At 78.6% G+C, this 556-nt stretch carries 1 protein-coding gene; it reads right to left on the reverse strand.

Going from position 1 to position 556, the window contains the following annotated elements; genetic code table 11:
- Positions 1–174: 174 nt before the first annotated feature.
- On the reverse strand, positions 175–556 hold a 382-nt coding region (locus tag BIV03_RS17555; RefSeq protein WP_175475962.1), incomplete at its 5' end, for a hypothetical protein.

The following is a 556-nucleotide window of genomic DNA, read 5'->3' on the forward strand; positions in this document are numbered from 1 at the left end:
CGTCGGTGCCGTCGGTGCCGCGTCCGTCGTCTCGGGAGCCGCACCCGCTCCCGCCGCGCCGGTCGTCCCGGCGGGCCCCAGCGTCCCGGTCGTCGGTCAGCCCCGGTTCTCCGTGCCGGGCCTCGAGCACGTCGTCGTCGAGGGGTCGGAACCGGCTCCCTCGGGACCGATCGGCTACCGCACCCCCGCCCGGTTCGCCCACCAGCGCCCCGCCGCTCCGGCCGCCGCGGCTCCGGCGACCGCCGCTCCGGCTGCGGCTCCGGCCTTCGACGCCGTCATCGCTCCGCCGGCACCCGGGGGCCCGGGCTCGACACCGGCTCCCCGGGCGGATGCACTGCCGCCGACCGAAGCACTCCCCCTGATCGACCTGCCGACCCGCGGCTCGGACACGGGACGCGGCCGGTCGACGAGCCCACGAACACCGAAGGGCACGAAGCCCTCGAAGGGCACGAACGCCGCGAAGGCCGCGAAGGCCGCGAGGCCCGCCCGGCCGTCGCGCACGAGGAAGCCGACCGCGAGGACCGCGACCGACCCGACCCCGGCGGTGGACGCGACC

The organism is Curtobacterium sp. MCBA15_016, assembly GCF_001865105.1.
Taxonomy (GTDB): Bacteria; Actinomycetota; Actinomycetes; order Actinomycetales; family Microbacteriaceae; genus Curtobacterium.